Origin of the sequence: Collinsella sp. An2, assembly GCF_002160065.1 — a bacterium.
Taxonomy (GTDB): Bacteria; Actinomycetota; Coriobacteriia; order Coriobacteriales; family Coriobacteriaceae; genus Limicola.
This window is the reverse complement of the sequence record NZ_NFJW01000003.1, coordinates 94,261-112,349: the sequence shown is the minus strand read 5'-3', so window position 1 is coordinate 112,349 and position 18,089 is coordinate 94,261. Positions and strand designations below refer to the sequence as shown.

Annotated in this window: 10 protein-coding genes; 2 read left to right on the top strand and 8 right to left on the bottom strand. The window is 63.8% G+C overall.

Annotation, left to right across the window (positions count from 1 at the left end; translation table 11 throughout):
• The first annotated feature begins 72 nt into the window (after window positions 1-72).
• Window positions 73-3,375: a 4-alpha-glucanotransferase gene (locus tag B5F33_RS03375; RefSeq protein WP_087410386.1), complete on the top strand. Its 3,303-nt coding sequence runs from the start codon at window positions 73-75 to the stop codon at window positions 3,373-3,375.
• A 336-nt stretch (window positions 3,376-3,711) separates the two neighbouring features.
• Window positions 3,712-3,987: an FmdB family zinc ribbon protein gene (locus tag B5F33_RS03370; RefSeq protein ID WP_087410385.1), complete on the top strand. Its 276-nt coding sequence runs from the start codon at window positions 3,712-3,714 to the stop codon at window positions 3,985-3,987.
• Window positions 3,988-4,656: 669 nt separating this feature from the next.
• On the opposite strand, the gene B5F33_RS03365 is transcribed toward B5F33_RS03370, so the two are convergent.
• The 8 genes from B5F33_RS03365 to B5F33_RS03330 all read right to left on the bottom strand — a co-directional run bounded on the left by B5F33_RS03365 (window position 4,657) and on the right by B5F33_RS03330 (window position 18,071).
• Window positions 4,657-6,270, bottom strand: coding sequence for an RsmB/NOP family class I SAM-dependent RNA methyltransferase (locus B5F33_RS03365; protein ID WP_158095300.1), 1,614 nt, complete (start codon window positions 6,268-6,270; stop codon window positions 4,657-4,659).
• A complete protein-coding gene (fmt, locus tag B5F33_RS03360; RefSeq protein ID WP_087410383.1) occupies window positions 6,267-7,193 on the bottom strand; it encodes a methionyl-tRNA formyltransferase in 927 nt (308 codons plus the stop codon). The genes B5F33_RS03365 and fmt overlap by 4 nt, the downstream gene beginning before the upstream one ends.
• Before the next feature lie 138 nt (window positions 7,194-7,331).
• Window positions 7,332-7,868 carry a peptide deformylase gene (gene def / locus B5F33_RS03355; protein WP_087410382.1) on the bottom strand — a complete coding sequence of 179 codons (537 nt, stop codon included), beginning with the start codon at window positions 7,866-7,868 and terminating at the stop codon, window positions 7,332-7,334.
• Window positions 7,869-8,033: 165 nt separating this feature from the next.
• Window positions 8,034-10,316: an alpha-galactosidase gene (locus tag B5F33_RS03350; RefSeq protein WP_087410381.1), complete on the bottom strand. Its 2,283-nt coding sequence runs from the start codon at window positions 10,314-10,316 to the stop codon at window positions 8,034-8,036.
• Between the two features lie 340 nt (window positions 10,317-10,656).
• Window positions 10,657-13,059, bottom strand: coding sequence for a primosomal protein N' (gene priA / locus B5F33_RS03345; RefSeq protein ID WP_087410380.1), 2,403 nt, complete (start codon window positions 13,057-13,059; stop codon window positions 10,657-10,659).
• A 75-nt stretch (window positions 13,060-13,134) separates the two neighbouring features.
• Window positions 13,135-14,421, bottom strand: coding sequence for a methionine adenosyltransferase (metK, locus tag B5F33_RS03340; protein WP_087410379.1), 1,287 nt, complete (start codon window positions 14,419-14,421; stop codon window positions 13,135-13,137).
• A gap of 144 nt (window positions 14,422-14,565) precedes the next feature.
• On the bottom strand, window positions 14,566-17,133 hold the full coding sequence (locus B5F33_RS03335) for a YhgE/Pip family protein (protein ID WP_087410378.1): 2,568 nt from the start codon (window positions 17,131-17,133) through the stop codon (window positions 14,566-14,568).
• Window positions 17,130-18,071, bottom strand: coding sequence for a hypothetical protein (locus B5F33_RS03330; RefSeq protein ID WP_087410377.1), 942 nt, complete (start codon window positions 18,069-18,071; stop codon window positions 17,130-17,132). Before B5F33_RS03330 ends, B5F33_RS03335 begins: the two co-directional genes overlap by 4 nt.
• Window positions 18,072-18,089 lie beyond the last annotated feature (18 nt).

The window sequence follows — 18,089 nt, the reverse complement described above, 5'->3', positions numbered from 1 at the left end:
TACTAGAGAAGTTTTGCTTCGCGCGACGGGCGCCTTCGACGTGCGCCGCGCTAGTAGTAGAGGAACTGCCGTATGATTTTGATTCACAACAGCCGGCTGCCCGAGTTCCGCTCCCCCTTCGGAGCCGTCAAGGTAGGTACCGGCGTTACGCTGAACGTCCATGTGGAGGCATCTCCCTACGAGGGCGAGATCAGCGTGTTTCTGCGCACGTGGGTCGACGGAGAAGGCGAGCGCAGGCATCGCATGCAGCGCCTTGAGGGCGACACCTACTCGTACACCATCGACTGTGACCGCGCCGCCATCGTGTGGTACAGCTTTATCGCCCGCGTCGAGCGCGACGGCGAAGAGCACGAGGTCCGCTGTGGCGCACCCGAGGGCCACACCGGCGGTGCAGGCGTCACCTACGACTACGAGAACGTCCCCTCGTTCCAGCTCACCGTCTATAAGCCGCGCACCACGCGTCCCAGCTGGTATGAGGGTGGCATCGTCTATCAGATCTTCCCCGACCGCTACCGCCGCGACCCCGAGTGGCGCGAGCGCTGCGAACCGATCGCTGAGAAACCCCATAACTGCTACCACCGCCGCATCGTCGACGATTGGAACGAGCCGCCCGTCTATGAGCGCAACGCCGACAGCTCCATCACCACCTGGGACTTCTATGGCGGCTCGCTCAAAGGCATCACCGCCGACCTGAAACGCCTTGAGGAGCTTGGCGTCACGGCGATCTACCTCAACCCCATCTTTGAGGCAGCGAGCAACCACCGCTACGACACCGCCGACTACATGAAGATCGACCCCATGCTCGGCACGGAAGACGACTTCCGCGAGCTGTGCGCCGAGGCCAAGAAGCACGGCATCTCGATTATCCTAGACGGTGTCTTCAACCATACGGGTGACGACTCCATCTACTTCAACCGCTACGAGAACTATCCCGGTAAGGGCGCCTGGGCGGGCGAGGACTCCCCGTGGCGCGAGGCCTATTGCTTCAACGAGGACGGAACCTACGGCTGCTGGTGGGGCATTGGCAACATGCCCGACCTCAACCAGAACTCTCCGCTCGTCCATGACCTCCTGTTGGGCGAAGACGGCGTCATTCGTCACTGGACGCGCGCCGGAGCCGCCGGCTGGCGCCTCGACGTGGCAGACGAGCTCTCAGAGCAGATGATCGCCGACATCAAGACGACGCTTCTCGAGGAGCGCCCTGACGGGCTTCTGCTCGGCGAGGTATGGGAAGACGCCTCCAACAAGGAGAGCTACGGACACCTTCGTCACTATCTGCTGGGCGACGAGCTCGACTCGGCCATGAACTATCCGTTCCGCGACATGGTCATCGGCTTTTTACTTGGCTCCATGACCGCTACAGATGCGGCCGAGGTCATCGAGACGCTGCATGAGAACTATCCGCCCGAGGCGCTCGCCTGCTGCCTGAACCTGCTGGGCAGCCACGACCGTCCGCGTATTGCATCCGTGCTGGGCGGCGGCCCCGACGAAAGCCAGCTTCCCGAGGAGGAGCGCGGACGTTGGCGCCTCTCCCCCGAGGCCATGGGGCTTGCCAAGGCGCGCTTCTGGCTCGCCTCGCTCATGCAGATGACCTTCCCGGGCGTACCGTCCATCTACTACGGCGACGAGTACGGCCTCGAGGGCCTGTCCGACCCCGGCAATCGCCGCACGCTGCCGCTCGAAGAGGACATCAAAGACCACGACATGCTCACCATCGTGAAGAACGCCACGGCGGTTCGCCGCGCACTCCCCTTCATGGTGGACGGAGACATCTCGGCCAGAGCGCTGAACGACGACGTCCTGAGCTACACGCGCACCGCCTCCGACGGCACCTGCGCTACGGTTCTCATTAACCGTAGCGCCACCGAGACCCACACCGTTCGCATCCCCGCCCACGGCGAGCTTGCGACCGACATCGTCTCGGGCCTTGAGCTGCCCGTCGCCGAAGACGACACCGTGGGCGTGACGCTGTGGCCCTTCGGCTCCGCAGTGGTGTACTTTCATGACGAGCTGCGCCTTCAAAAGCCGCTAGAGCCGGGTGCGGGTGTGGTGTGCCACATCACCTCGCTGCCGTCCGACAAGGGCCGCAAAGGCACACTGGGAGTCCCTGCGCGCCGCTTCATCGACCATCTCGCCGTCATGGGCATGCGCTATTGGCAGGTGCTTCCGGTAAACCCCACCGACCTGCATAACTCGCCCTATGCCGGCCCTTCCGCGTTTGCGGGCAACATCGACCTGCTGCCCGAGAGCGAAAAGGAGCTTCGCGCCGAGTATCACTCCTGGAAAGCCAAGGGCGGCAAGAAGGCCGACCCCGCCTACCGCGCCTTCGTCGAGCGGGAGTCCTTCTGGCTCAAGCCCTACTGTGCCTTCATGTCGGTCAAGGCCGCCCGCAAGGGCGAGCCGCGCCATCTGTGGCCGGCGGCGCTCGCGCGCTATGACGAGCGCATCCTGGCCAGCCCCAAGTACCGCCCTGAGGCCGAGGCCCAGGCGTATTTCCAGTACCGTTTTGACGTCGACTGGCGCAAGATGGTCGAGCATGCCCACAAACGCGGCATTCAGATCATCGGCGACATCCCCATGTACGTCTCCGACGACTCGGCTGACGTCTGGACGAACCCCGAACAGTTCGAGCTCGACAAGGATGGCCGTCCCTCCGGCATCGCCGGCGCTCCGCCCGACGGATTTGCTCCCGAAGGCCAGATCTGGGGCAACCCGACCTTCCGGTGGGACGTCATGCGCAAGGACGGCTATCGCTGGTGGCTCGCACGCCTGGGACGCGCCTGCGACCTCTACGACCGCGTGCGCCTCGACCACTTCCTGGGCTTCCATAACTACTTCCGCATTCCCGCCGGCGCTCCGGGTTCTGAGGGCCGTTGGCTTCCCGGTCCGGGCAAGGAGCTCTTTGACTGCGCCTACAAGAAGTTCGGCCCGCTCCCGTTTATCGCCGAGGACCTGGGCGTTCTTACCCCGGGCGTCCGCTCGCTCGTGGCGACCTGCGGCTTCCCCGGCATGGACGTGCTGGAGTTCTCGGACTACAACGTGCTGGACGGGCTGCACCCGCATGCGGAAAAGATCTTCTACACGTCCACGCATGACACCTCGACGCTCGTGGGTTTCTGCGCACGGTCATTTACCAGCAATGCCGAATACGCGCGCACCCTGGGCTCCAAGCTCATGCGCAGCGCGATGGCATCGGATGCCGAGCTGGTCATGTCGCCTCTTCAGGACATCCTGGGGCTCGACGACACGGCCCGCATGAACGTGCCGGGCACAGCCGACGGCAACTGGACCTGGCAGGCCGACGAGGATGCTCTCGCGGCTGCCGTGGAACCTATGCGCGTGCTGCTTGAGGACACCGGTCGCGTCGCTCAGTAACAAACCTGGGAAGGCGCCTGCAGCACGTGGACTTACCGCTTGCTGCAGGCGCCTCCTCGTTTTGCTGGGACTTTGTCTATCCGCAGGCGCCCATATTTGTGCTTGCGCACGCATGCGTGCATCCGCTCACACTTATATGCATGCTCACATGTGCGTCCGTGTGCGTCCATGCGCGAGCCCGCACGCGTCTCTTCGGAGCGACCCCTAATCACGCTCCATACGCGTCCTCACACATTGTTTTTCGCTCATTTATGAACGGGCAGCAACGACTTTTGAGCCATGCATCGAATTAGGGTAGAGTACCAGTGTTTGTGACGAAGAAAGGAACATACAACCATGGCACGTTATGACTACCGCTGCACCGCCTGCGGGAACGTCTTTGAAGTTGAGCACGGCATGACCGAGCACCCGGAGATCACCTGTCCTGAGTGCGGCCAGCCGGCTACGAAGGTCTTCAGCGCGAGCGGCATTAAGTTCGAGGGCAGCGGCTTCTACAATACCGACCAGCGCGGCGGCAGCTCCAGTACTGCAGCCACCTCTGGACCCAGCGAGAATTCGAGCGGCTCCTCCGAAGGCCACAGCTGCGAAAACTGCCCGCATAAGGCGGAGTAGGCTGTCAGCTCGAGACTGTCGGCCAGAGCTGTCGGCCAAAACTGTCAGCCGGGGCGCATCGACCCGAAATCATCGGCTCGGCGCGATCGAGCCTGACTCATCCGCCCGAGATCATCAGCTCAGCACTAGCAGCCCAGATTCATCCGCCCAAGATCATCGGCCTTAATTATCAGCTAGGCCTATCACGACGGAAACTAGGCCCATCGCGACGGAAGCTTCCATCGAAGTCCCGGATTTGGACGTTTTAGAGCCTCAAAACGTCCAAATCCGGGACTTCGATCTCGCCAATTCGTGTCAAACGCTTTGTGAACGTAGCTACTCTACATTAAGCAGCTCCTCTAGAGGCCAAAGCTTTAAGACCTGCTTACACAAGGCGGACTGTAGAGCGTTGGCAAACTTTCCAGCTAAACAAATTGTGGCAACCCATACGCTCGGAGCCCAGCAAGGGGCCTTTTTCGTATGGGTTACCACCATTGTTGTCGTGAGCATGCGCATTGTCGTGGACTCATGAAGTAGGCCCGGCTACAACATGATGACAAACGAGAATTGTCCTTATGCGACGAGATGGAAACTTCTAATTGAAGTCCCGGATTTGGACGTTTTTGAGCCTCAAAACGTCCAAATCCGGGACTTCAATCGCACGCGAGGAATAAATACCGGACGCAACTGCTATTTACGACGAATAAACCGCGCGCAGAAATGGCCATCAAAGTGCTGAGGCGCGGGATAAGTCTGGAAGCAACCGTCCTCTTCATGAGCCTGTATGTAGGCGGCAGCATCTTCGTATCCCACCTGACCAAACGCATAGGCCTCCGATACGGGAACCAGCAGGAACCCCCGCCCCTCGGGAGAGGCTAGAAACGCCTGCACCACGGCGGCATTCTCCTCATGTAAAACGGAGCACGTCGCGTAGATGAGCTCTCCCCCATCGGCCACACGTGTCGAGGCTTCTTTCAGAAGCGCAAGCTGAAGTGTCGGAAGATCGGCTTCCACGTCCTTCGCCGCAAGTCGCCAGGGAATCTCGGGGTGGCGACGCATGGTGCCCGTACCGGAACATGGAGCATCCAGAAATACGGTGTCAAACTGCCGATGCTTGCCCGCTGCCGCATCTACCGGGACCAACACATCGTCGAGATGTTGACAATCGCCGGAAACCCATGCCACCCCCTGCGAAAGACCTGCGGCCTCCAAACGTTCGCGGTTGAGTTCCCCCTTTTTTGCAGATAGGTCGGCGGCAACATGGTCTGCGTCCAAACCTAGGCGCCGACGCTGGCAGGCCATGACAAACGTCTTCGTTCCACGGCCAGAGCCAATCTCAAGACAACTTCCTGGACGCACGGCTGCCGTAGCCACCAGCTGCGCATTCATATCTGACACGACGGCATCGCCATCGGCAAGCGCGCCCGAGCGCACCGCGGCGGCAACATGGGATGCGATGCGGCACCCAGGCAGCACAGAAGCGGGCACGCAGGAACCCCCGGGCTGCTCACCTGCTGCCCGTTGCTTCTCATTATCCAGCTGAATGTCGCTTCCAGCTGCCCCATGCAGGGGGTTCACGTGGAGCGCCACCGGAGCCGGTTCAAGCTCCGATGCAAAGAGGTCGGCAGCAGATGCACCACAGGACTCTTGAATAGCCGATCCAAGCCACGTCGGTAGGCCGCAGGAGCGCGCAGCAGCAACCTGTGCCGCCTGGTCATCGTAGTCGTTGGCACGGGGCTCTGCCGAAGCCGCCTGGCCACGGCCATTGGCACGCGGCTCCCCCGAAGCCGCTTTCATGTGACCATCGGCGCAAGGCCCCGTCGAAACCCTCTGCCCGAGGCCCCCAACGCAAGACGCGGCAGAGCCCGCAGGCTCTAGGTCCGATGCTGAAAGATATGCCTCGCGGGCATTGGCCACACGGCGTAGCACCGCGTTGGCCATACCAGCGGCGCCGCGGGCGACCGACCTCACGAGTTCGACTCCCTGGCTCACGGCCACATGGGGGGCAGTCTGTAGGTACAGCAGCTCGAAAGCAGCCAGGCGCAGCGCCCAACGCACGCGCGGCGCAACCTTCTGCGGGCGCGAGAGAAACCGGTCGAGAAGCTCATCCAAACATCCTCGCGTCGCGGTGGCGCCCAACGCCAAGCGAAGAGCAAACGCCTGGTCACGACTATCAAGAGAAGCGGAAATACCGGAAGCGACGCCGGCCGTATCGCCAAGCACGTCGCGCACAAAGCGACCCGATCGCTCGGCGTCGACCAATGCAGCAAGCGCGGCAACACGCGCAGGAGAAAGCTTGCTCACGAAAGCCTCTCCCAGCTCCCGGCAGCCTCGTGCTGACCAGCCGCCCACGCAGAGGCGTCCATCTCGCGCTTGCCGTCCGGCTTGAGCGACATGATCTCGATGGTGCCGTCGGCACAACCCAGGTAGACGCGTTTGCTCTCAATACACGCTTCGCCCGCGCCACAGCTGGGAGCGTCCTGCGAAGCCTCGCACGCATACATCACTCGAACAGGCTTGCCCAGCAACTGGCAGCGCGCCGGCGCAGCATCGGAGGATGCAAGCACGCGGCGAACGTTATCCTGCGTACTTGCATCGGGATCGAGCCGAAGCTCGGCCTTCTCGATCTTGGCGGCGTGCGTGACGAGCGACTCGTCCTGTTCGGTCCATGCGACAGAGCCGTCGGCAAGCGTCGGCAGCACCTGGGCAAGCAGGCTGCCACCCAGCTCCGCCAGCTCCGCCGTAAGCTCGTCGGCCGTCTTGCCGGAAACCGTGCACGAGGCCTGTGCGCAGTAAGCGCCCGTGTCGACTCCATGGCCAATACGCATGATCGAGACGCCCGTGACGTCGTCGCCGGCAAGAATGCAGCGCTGGATAGGAGCCGCGCCGCGCCAGCGCGGCAGCAACGAAGCATGCACGTTCACACAGCCAAGGGGCGCCATGGTGAGCACTTCGTCGGGCAAGATGCAGCCATAGGCCGCCACACAGAACACGTCGGCCTGGGCGGCGCGTAGCGCGTCCAAAACCTCGGGCGTCATGCGCTTCGCCTCGATCACGGGGATGTCGAGCTCCTGGGCAGCAACCTTCACCGGCGAGGGCTCCAGCCGCTTGCCGCGCGCCCTCACCGCGTCGGGACGCGTAAGGACAAGCACGACCTCGTGCTCCTCGGCCAGGTGCCGCAGCGACGGAACCGAGAAGGACGGGGTTCCCATGAATACGACGCGCATACGCATCCCCTTTCTACGTGGTGTGACAAACGGCAAACCGGGCGCAAGGCACCCGGCTTAGGCTCGCTGATCGGTATCGCCAGGCTTAGGCTCTCGCTGGCAGGATTCTGGCCGAATTGCCTGGCTCAGGCTCAAACCCTAGTCGGTATCGCCCGGCTTGGCCCCACGGGCGAGCGCCTCCTGGTACTCGCGCATGGCGTGCACACGCTGCTGGGGCTCCAGGCGCTCGAACATCGTGATGCCGTGCAGATGGTCAATCTCGTGCTGCAGGCACACGCACATGAGGTCACCCGAGGCCTCGTAACGCATGAGGTTGGCATCGAGGTCGTACGCCTCGACCACCACGTGGTCGGGACGGCTGATCTCGCAGTTGATGCCAGGAATTGACAGGCATCCCTCGCTGAAGGGACGGGTGGTGTCCGACTGATCGACAATCGTGGGGTTGATGAGAACGTAGGGATCGTAGTCGTCGTGCGACGTATAGTCCACGTCGATGATCACGAGCTGGATGAGCTCACCCACCTGCGGGGCCGCAAGGCCGCAGCCGCCGTTTTCGAACATCTCGTCCTTCATGCGGTCGACGAGCTCCTCGATCTGCGGGGTGATCTCCTTGATGGGCTCGCATTCCTGTCGCAGCCGAGGGTCGGGCGACAGCACGATGCCGTTCATCTCCATGGCATATCCTCTCTAGGTCACAAGCGACCTATTGGTCATGTGAAGGAAGTCGGGGCGGCAGCTTACCGCCCCGACCCCCATAGAAGTCTGAAGAATATGGTACCCCACGAGATAGACGGCTGCCGGCTGAAACCGGCTAACAGCAAATCCCCCAGGACTCAAGCGCTATGCCTCGACCCGCTTAAAATGGAACTGATAGCTTTCATAGGGCACAACGATCGGCGCCAAGGGGAAGCCCACGCTCATAAGCGCGTTGGACGGATAGATGACACCGGTCTCCTTGCACACGTACGAGGAGTCGGGAGTGAGCCCACGCGGCACGACGTAGCTCGCCACACCATAGCCATGGACGTCGATGATGACGGCTGACACCAGGGCCTCTGAACCATCGTCGGCCACAAACTCCCACGCACTCAACCGATTGGTCTCGGGTGGGACAAGCCGGTAGAAGCGGCCGTTCATCACAAGCTCGGCCGTCTCGTGATAGGCGCCAACCTGCTGCTTGATAAGATCTATCTCCTCGTCGGGCAGCTTCGTGATATCGAGCTCGTACCCAAATCCGCCGCCCATCATGGCAACCGTGCCACGCGTGAAGAGGGGCGTGCTTCGCCGCGTGATAGCATTCGGGACCTCGGACACATGGCAGCCCATAGTGGACGTTGGATAGCCAAACGACGTGCCCGCCTGGATGGTCAGACGGTTGATGGCGTCCGTGGTGTCACTCGTCCAAATCTGTGGTGTGTAATAGAGCATACCTGCATCAAAGCGGCCGCCGCCGCCCGCGCATCCCTCGATGAGCATCTCGGGATAGCGCTCGTGCACGCGCTCCAGGAGGTCATACAGCCCCAGAACGTAGTCGTAGAGCACCCGCCCCTGGTCGCTCGTGTCCCGGGAATAAATGTCGATGAGGCTGCGGTTGCAATCCCACTTGAGATAGGCCACATTGGCATCATCGAGCACACCGCACATCTGCTGGAAGATGTTGTCCCGAACCTCTTTGCGGCTCATGTCCAAAACGAGCTGGTGCCGCCCAAGCACCTTGGGCTTGCCGGGCACGGTAAGGGCCCAGTCGGGGTGCGCCCGATACAGGTCGGAGTCTTCGCTGATCATCTCGGGCTCATACCAAATGCCAAACTCCAGCCCGACATCGTTCACGCGCTTCGCAAGCTCGGCCACCGTGCCCCCGAGCTTCTTCTTATTGGGATACCAGTCACCCAGAGAGCTCATGTCATCATCTCGATGACCAAACCAACCGTCGTCCATCACAAGCAGCTCGATGCCGCATTCCTTAGCCTTCTTGGCGAGCTCCACCAAGGAGTCCCCCGTAAAGTCGAAATAGGATGCCTCCCAGCTATTGATGAGCACGGGGCGCACCCGATCGCGCCAGTACCCGCGGCATACGCGCTGGCGAATCACGCGGTGCAGGTTCTGAGACAAGAGCCCCAGCCCCTCGTTCGAGTACGTCATGATGACCTCAGGCCCCACAAACGCCTCTCCGGGCGCGACGGGGTAACTGAACAGCTCGTCGTTCAGACCCATCTGCATACGCACCTGATCGAACTGATCCTTTTCAACGGCGGCATAGAAGTTTCCGCTGTAGACGAAGCTCATAGACCATGCCTGCCCCGCGCTCTCGGTGGCGTCGTAGTCGCACACGATCATAAAGGGGTTGTATTGATGAGAGGACTCTCCACGGCGGCTCATGATGGAAAACGAACCGTGTTCTATGCGCGCCCGCGTCGGCATACGCTCCATGCCGTGACGTCCAAAGAAGGTCATAACGTCGAAGTCGCCATGCATGAAGTCGATGCTTGCCGTATGAAGACGCTTGACCTCGATCGTGGCGCCCCCCTTATTCACCACGCGGACCGCACGCGTGATCACATCGTAGGTGGGCATGACGCCGTAGAGCAGCTCGACATCCATATCGAGCCGCTCGTCGTGGAGGATGACCTTGAGCGTCTGCGCCATATCTTTGGCATCGTCGCTGTAAACAGCGGGCAGCCCGGGCAGTCCATACTTGCCGTCTATCACCTCGTAGCCGCGATACTGCAGGTCGCACCCATAGGCGCCCGTCGTTGCCTCACGAACCACAAACATGGGATTTCGCAGATCGCCCATGCCCTGGAAGGAAAACTCCTGCGGCAGCGAATCGAGCGAGTAAGTGCGGTCATTGACACGCTCGGGCTGAGACGCCTGTCCTCGGTCACAAAAGTTGAGCACGTAGTTCATGGTGCCCTCGGTGCGAGGGCCATAGTAGAGATGAATCAGATACCCGTAGCGATCGACGCACATCTGATAGGCGGTATGGAGGGTATGAAGGGTAAACGTCGCGTCCTGCTGGTTGACCACAATGGGTGTGAACCTGCAATCCTGCAGCGTTACTTCAGTTGTCGAGGCATCGTCCAACGGAACGGCACCGTCGCGCTTGCACTCATGTTCTACCATGCTGATCCTCCTCGCTGAGACGGCAGGCGAAAGCCCTTCGCCTTGTATATCTGATGCGATGGTAGCATGTCAGTTTTATGATGATTTCTTCTCTTAGCGGTATGTTGTATATGCAGATTCTATTTCTGCTGGCACATAAGGAGAAACGTCTCGTCCACGAGCCTCCGCATCGGCGGCGCAATTCGACGAACGGTCGTTTTCGGGTGCCGAACAGCAACCGTGAGCACCGATTCCAAGCAGAGCGTCGCAAAAACGGGAGCGGATAGCTTACCGCAACCGCTCCGATGACGGGCACGGCGATGCCTGAGGGCGCCCGTCAAAGGTGCCGGCAAACGTGCCACTACATCAAGTCGTAGGCATCCACATCGACGCTCACGGCAACGTCATGCCTCGTGCCGACGCGCTCGAGCGCCTCGGAGATGACCTCTGAGATGCGGAAGGACACCGGGCACTTGACCATGAAATGGAAGCGATACCGGTCCTTGGCGCGCTCGATAACGCACGTCGTGGGTCCCAAGACGACAGGGGCCGTCGTCGGGTCGCCGGCGATGCTGCCAGCCGCCGTCACACAGCCTCTCCCCTGAGCCGCCGAGACGCTCGCAAGCCGGCGAACCTCGGCTGCGAACGCCTCGGTGTAGCGACTCGTGACGGCGCGGTCCCTTCCCCGGCAGACCACGTTTACCAGCCGCACAAAGGGCGGATACCCCAAGGCCTCGCGCTGGGACAGGTCCTGTCCCACAAACAGCGAGCGATCGTGTGCCGCGACGGCGCGAATCACCGGATCGTCGGGTAGGTAGGTCTGGATGACGACCTCGCCCGGCCGGTCGCCTCGGCCGGCGCGGCCCGCCACCTGTTCGAGCAGGTCATACGCACGCTCCGAAGCGCGGAAGTCGGGCATCTTGAGCGAGTAGTCCGCCATGACGACGCCCACGAGCGTGACCTCGGGAAAGTCGAGGCCCTTCGCGATCATCTGCGTGCCCAGAAGCACGGCGCAATCGGCCGCGTCGAACTCCTCGAGCAGCTTCTGGTGCGCGCCCTTCGTCTTGGTCGAATCGGCATCCATGCGAATCACGGCGACGTCGTCGGGCACCAGCGAGCGCACCGCGTCCTCGACCTGCTGGGTTCCCATGCCCATCTTGGCGAGGTAGCGGCTTCCGCAGCGAGGACAGGCCGAGCCAGGCGCTGGATACGGGCGAACGTGATGCACCGCGCCGCAGGTATGGCACTCAAGGGTATGCGTCCGCTCGTGGTACGTAAGCGCCGTCGAGCAGTGCTCGCAGGTGGGAACGCATCCGCACTCGCGGCACATGAGAAAGGGGGCGAACCCACGGCGGTTGTGAAGCAACACCGCCTTTTCACGGCGCTCGACCACACGCATCAGCCCGTCGTAGAGCGGCTTTGAGAATATCGAGCGACTCCCCCCGGCGAACTCGCGCCTGAGGTCGGCCACCACGATCCGTGGAAGCTGTGCGCCCGCCGGACGCTCGGGCATCTCGACGCGCGTCCACGACACACCGTCAAACGAACCCGCCTTGCAGCGCGCCAGGGACTCGAAGCTCGGAGTCGCCGAGCCCAGAACCAGCGGGCAGCCATAGGTCCGCGCCATGTGGGCCGCAAGCTCGCGGGCGTGGTAGCGCGGGCTCTGCCCCTGCTTGTAGGTGTGCTCATGCTCCTCGTCGATTACGATGAGGCCCAGGTCCTGGAACGGGCAGAACAGGGCCGAACGCGCACCCACCACCACGCGCGCAACTCCCGCGCGCACCATGTCCCACTGGTCAAGGCGCTCCCCCGCCGACAGCCGCGAATGAAAGATCGCAACCGCATCGCCAAAGCGGGAGCGAAACCGCCCGACGGTCTGGGCGGTCAGCGAGATCTCTGGCACGAGCACACAGGCCGAACGCCCCTCGGCAAGTACGTGTTCGATTGCAGCGAGATAGACCTCGGTCTTTCCAGAACCCGTCACCCCGTCTACGACCACGACGTCACCGCGCGCGGCCACGCGTGCACGCTCGATTGCCTCAAGCGCCGAACGCTGACCGTCGGTAAGACGCTTGGGCGCCGACGCATCGGCCGATGAAAGGGTCGTCGACGCGTCGCATCCGCGCCAGGCACGCCGCTCTTCGACCGCGACCACCCCGCGCCGCTCGAGCGTCTTGATCGTCGACGACATGCTGCCGTACAGGGCATTGAGCTCACTAGTCGTCACCGGGCCGCAGGCGAGCGCCTGTAGCAGCTGGCGCTGGCGGACGGCGCGCTCGGCGGGCTCAAAGGAACGCCCCTCCTCCGTCAGCGAGACGACTCGCTGATGAACCTCCTGCACCGGCGCCCGGTCGATGGCATAGCTTCCGTCCGGCTGCTTGCGCACGCGCGGCGTATGTCCCGGGGGAAGAAACAGGCGCAGGCACTCGGAAAGCGGAGCCACATAGGTCTGCGAAAGCCAGCGAGCGACCTCGACCGAGCGCTCTGAGAATGCCGGAGCCGCAAGGACATCGAGCAGCGGCTTCACGCGAGCGGGGTCGACGCCCTCGGCGCCCTCGAGGCGCGCAAGCTCGGGCGCCACAGCGATCACATAGCCGGCAGCCATGCGATGCGAGAAGGAGACGAGCACGGTGGCGCCCACACGCACGCTGCTGGAAAGCTCTGCCGGCACTGCATAGGCGAACGGCTCATTGAGAGCTCGGGCCGGTATGTCCAACACCACCGACGCGAAGCCGGCAGCGGCCTGTGTCGACCCTTCCGCCATATGCCCCCCTCTCGCAGCAAGGGGCGCCCGCAGGCGCCCCGTCGTATCGCTCTATACCCTACAACACGCTTGCAGCTACTGCTTGCAAGCCGCCAGAAGCTCGTCCACGCGGTCGAGACGCTCCCAGGTGAAGTCCGGGTCGTTGCGACCAAAGTGGCCGTAGGCCGCCGTCTTCTCGTAAATCGGACGGCGCAGGTCCAAATCGCGGATGATGGCACCCGGGCGCAGGTCGAAGACGGTGCGAACAGCCTGCTCAATCCGTTCTCTCGGCACGGTCTCAGTGCCAAAGGTATCGACCATGATGGAAAGCGGATGCGCGACGCCGATGGCATAGGCAAGCTGCACCTCGCAGCGGTGCGCCAGGCCGGCGGCCACGACGTTCTTGGCAACCCAGCGCGCTGCATAGGCGGCCGAGCGGTCGACCTTCGTGCAGTCCTTGCCGCTGAAGGCGCCGCCGCCATGACGGCCCATGCCGCCGTAGGTGTCGACGATGATCTTACGGCCGGTAAGACCCGTGTCGCCCATGGGGCCGCCCACGACGAAGCGCCCCGTGGGATTCACGTAAACCTGGGCATCCTGCCAGGAGATGCCCTCCGCCGCCATGACGGGGGCGATCACGTGCTCCAGCATGTCGGCCTTGATGATGCCCATGTCCTCGATCTCGGGGGCATGCTGGGTGGAGATCACGATCGTCTCCACGCCGACTGGACGATCCCCCTCGTAGCGCACCGTGACCTGCGTCTTGCCGTCCGGACGCAGATACGGGACGGTGCCGTCGTGGCGCACCTGCGCCAGGCGCTCGGCAAGACGGCTTGCCAGGTAGTGCGGCATAGGCATGAAAGCGGACGTCTCGTCCGTCGCATAGCCGAACATCATGCCCTGGTCACCCGCACCGATAAGATCAAGCGGGTCTGCCGTGGTGCCCGCCTGGACGTCGAAGCTCTCGTCGACGCCCTGGGCAATGTCGGGGCTCTGGCCGTGAATCATATTGATGACGCCGCAGGTGGTTCCATCGAACCCGTACTTGGCGCGGTCGTAGCCGATGCGCGTGATGACGCCGCGGGCGATTTCCTGGATATCGACGTAGGCCTGGGTGCGAATCTCGCCCGAGATGACCACCATGCCGGTGGTGAGCATGGTCTCGCAGGCACAGCGCACGTTTTCAAGCTTGGCGGGAACGCCGTCGGCGTCCACATAGCCCATCGCCTCAAGCTGCGCCTCTTTGGCGATGATCGCATCAAGCACAGCGTCCGAGATCTGATCGGCGATCTTGTCGGGATGTCCCTCGGTCACAGACTCCGAGGTGAACAGGAAGGAGCGGCCGGCCCCCTCCGATACGGTGGAACGAACTTGGTCTGTCATAAACAATAACTCCCATCATCAAGACGCCCGGCGGCCGTTACCATTCCGCCGGGCTGAACGTATCTGGCTATTGTACCTCCGCACATGAAGGCTCATAGCCGATTGACGACTCTGCCCAAGATGCACATCGCGAGGGCAGCCGGGCTAGGCGCGACGGAACGCCCGCTCCGGACGGACGATGCGCCGGGCCGTCACCATGACGCACGAGCACGCCGCGGCTACGAGCACCCATACAGCCAGCGATATGAACGCCGCAGCCACACCGCGGTCGGATCCGGCAAGCACACTGCGAACCGCTTGCGACAGCAGCGGCACGGGCAGGACGGCACCGAGGGCCTGGAAGACGCCCGTCACCATCGCCGCCGGCAAAACACCGCCCGCGCAGACCGTCTGGACCGCCAGCAATGCTGCCGACACGCCAACCGACGCGCGCTCGAAGGCAAGACGAAGCGCCTGCGAAATCAGGGCGAACACCACGCCGCCGGCAACCATGAGGCCGCATGCGGGAAGCAGCCGGGTCGCATCCGCCCCCAAAAGCGCCAGCGCGACGGTGCCCACGGCGCCTTCGACCACGCCGAGCAGCAGGTACGGGACGGCGCACGACGCAAGGCCAAGAAGCCCGCAGCCCGCCGCCACGGCACGCATGTCAAACGCGGGCAGCAGAAGCGAGCCAAGAAGTGCGCCCAGCCACAGTGCCGCGACCATGGCCGTAGGCGCAAGCGACAGGGATGCCGTCGCCGAAGCCGTCGTGCTCGCAGAGATCGAAACGGGCCGGGCAACCGCATCGGCCGTGTCGGACGGATCCCCCGAGACGTCCGACAGCGCATCGGCTGCAGCCGACATGCTGTCGTTGACCTGCTTGGAGGCGTCTTTTAGCTGACCCACGCCATCTCCCAGCTGGCCCGCGGCGCTCGCCATGGCGTCAAGACCGCTCGCCATGCCCGACGTTCCCCCGGCAACGCCGCGCAGCGCTGCAGCAAGCGTCGTGTTGCCAGTCGCAAGCTGATCGGTTGCCGTGGCAAACGCCGAAAGCGTCGAGCCGAGCGCCCTCGTTCCCGTGGCTATGCCCGAAAGACCGGAGCCGAGCGCGCCGTCGGAGGAAAGCTGGGTCCCCAGAGCACCCACGCCCTGGCCCATCGACTCGAGCGACGAGACAAGACCGGGTACCTGCTCTCCCGAAGAAGCGGTCACGCCCGAAAGCGTCGAGCGAGCCGTCAGAACGCCGCGTGCGACGCTCGCAGCATCGTCGGTAAGGGTACCTGCGGTATTTGCAACGTTTCCCAGCGCATTGAGCGCCGAGGCCGAGGACGCTTCCAGGCGCTCTGAGGCGGCATCCAGCTGGTCTGAAGACCCGCCGGCGGCGGTAATCGCCTCGGCCGCGCCCGTGGCAGCATCGGCAAGCGAGCTCGCCTGAGCGGAGGCCGCGTTGAGATCGTCCGCAAGGTGGGAGCGCTCGTCGGAGAGCGCGAGCATGCGCGCGTCAATGTCCTCGAGACGCGCCGACCGCTCTTCCGAGGTCAGGGTGTCATCGGCCGCAACGGCACGCAGCTCTGCCACGAGGCCATCCTCCTGCTCGTCCAAGGCCTTGAGGCGCTGGGCGATGCCCGGAGACTCGACGGCGTCGGACGACAGGACCCCGGCAAGCCCCGCGGCGCCGTCGCGCACGCCAGAGACGGCATCGGCGGCATCGCGAACGCCCGACGCATCGGCGAGCGCCGCCTTCGCGTCATCGAGGGCGCCCTGGGTATCGTCGAGGGCGGAGGAGAGCGTCGCGGACTGCTGCCCGAGGGCGGTGGCCGCAGACCCCATGCGCATGGCCGACCCGAGGGTCTCGTCCAGCGTATCGGACACGCCCTGCAGCGCAGAGGCAACCTGTTGCACCCCGGCACCGAGCGAGGACGTCGTCGAGGCGACCGTGTCGAGACCCGCTGCGGCGGCCTCGGCACCCTGCGCGAGCGGCTCTGCCAACTGCTGCTGCACCTCACCCATGCTCTGGCCGAGCGCGGCGGCACCGGTGCCCGCGGCATCGACGCCGGTGGCGATTTGATCCAGGCCGTCGTCGAGCTGGCCGGAGGCAGATGCGATCTGTCCCAAGCCATCTGCCAGCGCATCGGCTCCCTGGGAGAGCGCATCGTAGCCCGCATCGAGCATGACCGAGCCGTCCGCGGTCAACGTGAGCCTGCTCGCCTGCCCACGCACGTCATTGAGCACGGAAAGCAGATAGTCCTCGCCCAGATCGGCTCGCAGGCGGGACTGGACCTGGCGAAGCGTAGAGGCCCCCACGCGCGTGGCAAGCACGTTCTCGCTTTGCGCCGAGACCAGCTCAATCGTGGCCTTTTGGGGGTCGTCGGACCTCAGGCTCACAACCTTCTGGGAATAGTCTTCGGGAATCACGAGGGCCAGCGCGTAGGTCCCGTCATCAAGGCCCGCACGAGCGGCGTCCTCGTCAACCTCGTTACACGCGAGGGTCGGGGTCGAAAGCAGGTCGTCGACCAGGTCGTCGCCTGCTTCCACGTCGTGGCCGTCGGTATCGGTTGCCCCTTGGTCGAGGTTCACGAGCGCAACGGGAACCTCCTCGGCCCCGTCAAAGGCCGGGGCGACGGCGCCGCACACGACGAGCGCAAGCGCAGCCGGAACCAGCAGCGCCACGGCGAGCAGCAGCGCCTTGCGCTTGCCGCGCAGACGCGCCGAAAGGCTTTCCACCCACCTCATCGAGCATCTCCCCCTTCATGGCCAGAGCGCATGGCCGGGTCGCCGATGACCCTTGTGCCGCTTGCCCCGGCGTCCTCGCGCGCGTTTGCGTCGCTCTGCGCGCTCCGCCCGGCGGACGCTTCGGACGCAGCGCGCGCCGCAAGGGCATCCGCGCTGACAAGGTCGAGAGCGAAAGCCGGCACGACATCCGCCACAGCCGGTTCACGCGACGCCAGCACAACGCAGGCCCCATGCCGCGTTGCAAACGCCTGGGCAGCCTTGGCGACGACGCAGGCATCAGCGGCAGAAAGGCCACCTACGAAGGGGTCGTCCAGGTCGCAGACCGCGACCGAAACGCCGCCGGCGCAGGCAAGCGCAAGGGAGAGACGGGCTCGGGCGGCGGGGTCAAGCTGGCAGACTTGCTGATCGACATTGGTAGCCAGCCCAAGCTCTGCCAGATAATCCAGGATTCCCGCCTCATCGGCCGACGTGCCGCGCAGCACGGTCTCGGAAGCGACCGCCTCCTCGACGGTCTGCATCTCATCGACGTCGAGCAGTCCCTTGAACGCTCCGACGCCCACAGCCCCACGTGGCAGCGGCTCGGCCGCACGACGCCACAGACGGCGCGCGTCCGATGCCGCAAGCTCTACACCCAGCACAGTCAGAGAGCCCGCGGTGGGATGTACGAGTCCCGCGACCGCAAGCGCCGCATCGCGCGCGGGCTCCAAGGTCGCCGAGACGAGCGCCACGGCCTGACCCGCCACCGCCTCGAACGTTGCGAACTCAAACGACCGATAGGCGTGAACCACGTAGGAAGCGTCGCGCGCCACAACAACGCTGCCCAGCTGCTTGGACTCAGGGCTGGCGGACGTAGGACCATCCGACACGGATGCACCGAGCTCCGGCGCTGCGGCGCGGTCTTTCGACGTGCCGTCTTGAACTATCTTTGCTGGAAGCACAAGACCTCCTCTATAGGC